We start from the raw sequence: 4,358 nt of genomic DNA, 5'->3' as shown, positions 1-4,358 counted from the left end.
CCTGACGCGCTGCCGCCCGCCGGTCCCGGTTCGGGTGCTGCCGCGGTCGCCGTGCAGGCGGCCCTCACCCAGGTCGGCCAGCCCTACTCGTGGGGCGGTGCCGCGCCCGGCGGGTTCGACTGCTCCGGCTTGGTGATGTGGGCATTCCAGCAGGCCGGTATCCCGCTGCCGCACTCCAGTCAAGCGTTGGCGAACGGCGGGCAACCGGTGGCGCTGTCGGATTTGCAGCCCGGTGACGTGCTGACGTTCTACTCCGACGCGTCGCACACCGGCATCTATATCGGCGACGGTCTGATGGTTCATTCCTCGACCTATGGTCAGCCGGTGCGGGTGGTGCCGATGACCTCGTCGGGCCCGATCCACAACGCGCGCCGCTACTGAGAGCCTTAGCCGAAACGTTCAGTCGCCGGTGGCAGCCGGTGCTGTTAGCGGGCGCACTTCTCGTCGAGTTGAGCCTCGGGTCAGCGGTGTTGGCAGGTCCCCGAGACCACCCTGCTGCAGCCAGCGCTACCAGCACCGCGCCGACGGTTGTCGTCGCTGGGGGCCGCACGGTGCGGCTGGTCAGCCTCGGGGGGCCTCAGACGGACCGGCTTTTGGCTCGCGTCGGCTCCGAGATGGGTGAGGCTGTCGACGCGGTACAGGCTTTCTGGGGGCCGGCGTGGCCGCGCCAGATCACGGTGGTGGCGACGGGTTCGCAGCAGCAGTTCGTGGCCGCTGCCGGCGGTACGGCGGCGCAGTGGGCCGATATCGCGGCGGTCACCGTCGCCGACCGCGTCGCGCCCCAGCATCGGGCGGTGCTCGGCCAGCGCATCGTATTCGCGCCAGGCGCCGCCGCCATGAGCGATACGTCGCTGCGAATAGTGTTGCGCCACGAGCTTTTTCACTACGCAGCTCGCGCCGAAACCGCTCTTGATGCGCCGCGCTGGCTGACTGAAGGGGTGGCCGACTTTGTTGCGCGGCCAGCCACGTCGGCGCCTCCCACATTGGCGGCCGCGCTGCCCTCCGACACCGACCTCGACGTACCAGGGCCGCAGCGCTCGCTGGGCTATGACAAGGCATGGTGGTTTGCCCGCTTCGTGGCCGACGCTTACGGAACGGCGACGTTGCGCCGGTTGTACCTCGCGGCCTGCGGCGTCGGACATGCCGAGGCGACCGCTGCGATGCGTGCGGTGCTGGGCACCGAACCGGCCAGCCTGCTCACCCGCTGGCAGCAGTGGCTCACCCGCTAGCCTTTCCGGGTGGCTCGGGTCTTGCTGGTGACCAACGACTTTCCGCCTCGCCGTGGCGGCATTCAGTCCTATCTGGAAGAGCTGGTGCGCAGGATCGTCAACATCGGGTCGCATGCGGTGACGGTGTATGCGCCGCAATGGAAAGGCGCCGACGCCTTCGACGCACGCGCCGCCGGCTATCAGGTGGTGCGCCACCCGGGCACGCTGATGCTGCCCGGTCCGGCTGTCGACATCCGGATGCGCAGCCTGATCGCCACCTACGACATCGACACCGTCTGGTTTGGCGCCGCGGCGCCGCTGGCATTGCTGGCGGACCGCGCTCGACGGGCTGGCGTGACTCGGGTGCTGGCCAGCACGCATGGCCACGAGGTGGGCTGGTCGATGCTGCCGGTGGCCCGGTCGGTGCTGCGCTGCATCGGCGACCGCACCGATGTGGTGACCTTCGTCAGCCGCTACACCCGTGCCCGGTTCGCGTCGGCATTCGGGCGCGAGGCGGCGTTGGAGTACCTGCCGCCCGGGGTGGACACGGACCGGTTCCGGCCCGACCTGGCGAGCCGCGACGAGTTGCGGGCCCGCTACCGGCTGGGCCAGCGGCCGACTGTGGTCTGCCTGTCGCGGCTGGTGCCGCGCAAAGGGCAGGACATGCTGATCCGGGCGCTGCCGGCGATCCGGCAGCGGGTCGACGGCGCCGCGCTGGTCATCGTCGGCGGGGGTCCCTACCTGTCGGCGCTGCGCCGGCTGGCCCAGCGTTGCGGGGTGGCCGACCACGTCTTCTTCACCGGTGCAGTTTCCGGTGCTGAGCTACCCGCGCATCATGCGATGGCCGATGTTTTCGCGATGCCCTGCCGAACTCGAGGTGCGGGCCTGGACGTCGAGGGGCTGGGCATCGTGTTCCTGGAGGCGTCCGCCACGGGAGTGCCGGTGGTTGCCGGATGCTCGGGCGGAGCGCCGGAAACTGTACAGCACAACGTAACTGGGCTTGTTGTTGACGGTCGCTCGGTTAACCAGGTTGCCGACGCGGTCGGTGGGCTGTTGGCCGATCCCGACCGGGCCGCGGCGATGGGTGCTGCGGGGCGGAAGTGGGTGACGGAGAACTGGCGGTGGGACACGCTGGCCGCACGCATGGCCGCGCTTTTGGACGCCTAACAGCGGTGTTTGCCGGGCCATGCCCGGCTAGCAGACGCGAAAGTCCATGGAGACGGACCGTTTTGGGTGCTTTACGTCTGCTCGGCCTCAGGCCGAGTAGATCGCTTCGATGTCGGGGGCGAATTTCTCCGACACCACCTTGCGCTTGACCTTCATGGTGGGGGTCAGCTCACCGGTGTCTTCGGTGAAGTCGACCGGCAGAATCCGGAACTTGCGGATGGACTCGGCATGCGAGACAGCCAGATTGGCTTGTTTGACCGCGGCGTCCACCTCGGCGACCAGGTCCGGATCGGTGGTCAGATCGCCCACCGACATGTCGGCGGCCTTGCTGTTGCGCTGTTTCCACCCGTCGAAAGCCTCAGGATCGATCGTGATCAGCGCCCCGACGAACGGCCTGGCGTCGCCGACCACCATGGCCTGGCTGATCAACGGATGTGCCCGCAACTGGTCCTCGAGCACCGCCGGCGCGACATTCTTACCGCCCGCGGTGACGATGATCTCCTTCTTGCGGCCGGTGATGGTCAAATAGCCGTCCTCGTCGACCTGGCCGAGGTCACCGGTTTTGAACCAACCGTCGGTGAATGCCTCTGCGGTGGCTTGCTCATTGTGCCAATAGCCGCTGAACACCACGCCCCCGCGAACCAGCAGCTCGCCGTCGTCGGCGATGCGCATGCTGTTGCCAGGCAAGAGTTTTCCGACGGTGCCGATCTTCAAGGCGCCGACCTGGTTGACGGTGATGGCCGCACTGGTCTCGGTCAGCCCGTAGCCCTCGTAGACCGTCAAGCCCACGCCGCGGTAGAAGTGGCCCAGCCGCGCGCCCAGTGGCGCGCCGCCGGAGATGGAGGCGCGGCAGTCGCCGCCCAACGCCGCGCGCAGCTTGTGGTAGACCAACCGATCGAAGAGCGCATGCTTGGCCCGCAGCAGCAGGCCCGGGCCGCCGCGGTCGCAGGCCTGGCTCCAGTCGACGGCAGTCTGCGCGGCGATGTCGAAGATCCGTTTTTTGCCGTCGTTGGCGGCGTTTTGCGCGGCGGTGTTGTACACCTTCTCGAAGACCCGCGGCACCGACACCACGATCGTCGGCTTGAACACCGCGAACATCGGCAGCAGATTCTTGATGTCACTGGTAAATCCGACCGTGACCTTGTTGGCGAACGCCGCCATCGTGATTGCCCGGGCCAGCACGTGCGCCAGCGGCAGAAAGACCAGCAGCCGTTCGCCCTTCGTCAGCAGTGTGGGCAGTACCTCTTTGGCGCCGCGGGTCTCGTAGACCAGGTTGGAATGGGTGAGTTGGCAGCCCTTGGGTCGCCCGGTGGTTCCCGACGTGTAGATCAGCGTCGCCGGGTCAGCGCTGCGCAACGCCTGGACCCGGTTTGTGACCTCGTCCGGGTCGACCGACGCGCCTTCTTCGGTGAGCTGGTCGAGCGCCTTGCGGCCCGAGCCGTCGATATGCAGCACCCGGCGCAACGCGGGTAGCTGGCCGGTGAGCTCGCTGACCATCGTTGCGTGCGCGTCGGTTTCTGCGAACGTCAGCACCGCCTCAGAGTCCTGCAGCACCCAGCGCACCTGCTCGGCCGACGACGTCTCGTAGATCGGGACCGTCACTGCGCCGACGGACAGGATCGCGAAATCGAGGATCGCCCACTCGTACCGGGTGGCCGAAAAGATGGCCACCCGGTCACCGGGCTGTACGCCCAGCGCAATCAAACCCATTGCAGCCGAGCGGATTTGGGCAGCTGCAGCGGCGCATGTCACGTCAGTCCAAGTGCCGTCGACCAGCCGCTGGAAAATCACGAAGTCAGGGTCGTCACGCTCGTGGTCATACACCGACGCCACGATGCTGTCGTGTTCGCCAACGGTAAACGGGGCGGGCACACTGAACTCACGCACTCTGTTGACCTCGCTTGACCTCGCATGACGTTGCCGGGGTCGCCGGCTCGATGCCGTCCAGCGTAGTGGCGATCGCAAGCGCGGCGGAGCCGGGCG

4 protein-coding genes are annotated in these 4,358 nt (G+C 67.7%); 3 read left to right on the top strand and 1 reads right to left on the bottom strand.

The annotated features are described in order from the left end of the window. The 3 genes from VFA16_RS23355 to pimB form a co-directional block, all read left to right on the top strand. A partial coding sequence (locus tag VFA16_RS23355) for an NlpC/P60 family protein (RefSeq protein ID WP_324970121.1) occupies positions 1–381 on the top strand: 381 nt, incomplete at its 5' end. 41 nt (positions 382–422) lie between these two features. Beyond that, positions 423–1,229 carry a hypothetical protein gene (locus VFA16_RS23350; RefSeq protein WP_414687794.1) on the top strand — a complete coding sequence of 269 codons (807 nt, stop codon included), beginning with the start codon at positions 423–425 and terminating at the stop codon, positions 1,227–1,229. 9 nt (positions 1,230–1,238) lie between these two features. Continuing rightward, on the top strand, positions 1,239–2,375 hold the full coding sequence (gene pimB / locus VFA16_RS23345) for a GDP-mannose-dependent alpha-(1-6)-phosphatidylinositol monomannoside mannosyltransferase (protein ID WP_324970119.1): 1,137 nt from the start codon (positions 1,239–1,241) through the stop codon (positions 2,373–2,375). Positions 2,376–2,462: 87 nt separating this feature from the next. Here pimB and VFA16_RS23340 read toward each other — a convergent pair whose 3' ends face one another. Further along, positions 2,463–4,262, bottom strand: coding sequence for a long-chain fatty acid--CoA ligase (locus VFA16_RS23340; protein ID WP_324970118.1), 1,800 nt, complete (start codon positions 4,260–4,262; stop codon positions 2,463–2,465). Between the last annotated feature and the right edge of the window lie 96 nt (positions 4,263–4,358).

The organism is Mycobacterium sp., assembly GCF_035653355.1.
Taxonomy (GTDB): Bacteria; Actinomycetota; Actinomycetes; order Mycobacteriales; family Mycobacteriaceae; genus Mycobacterium.
This window is presented reverse-complemented; position numbering and strand designations above follow the sequence as displayed.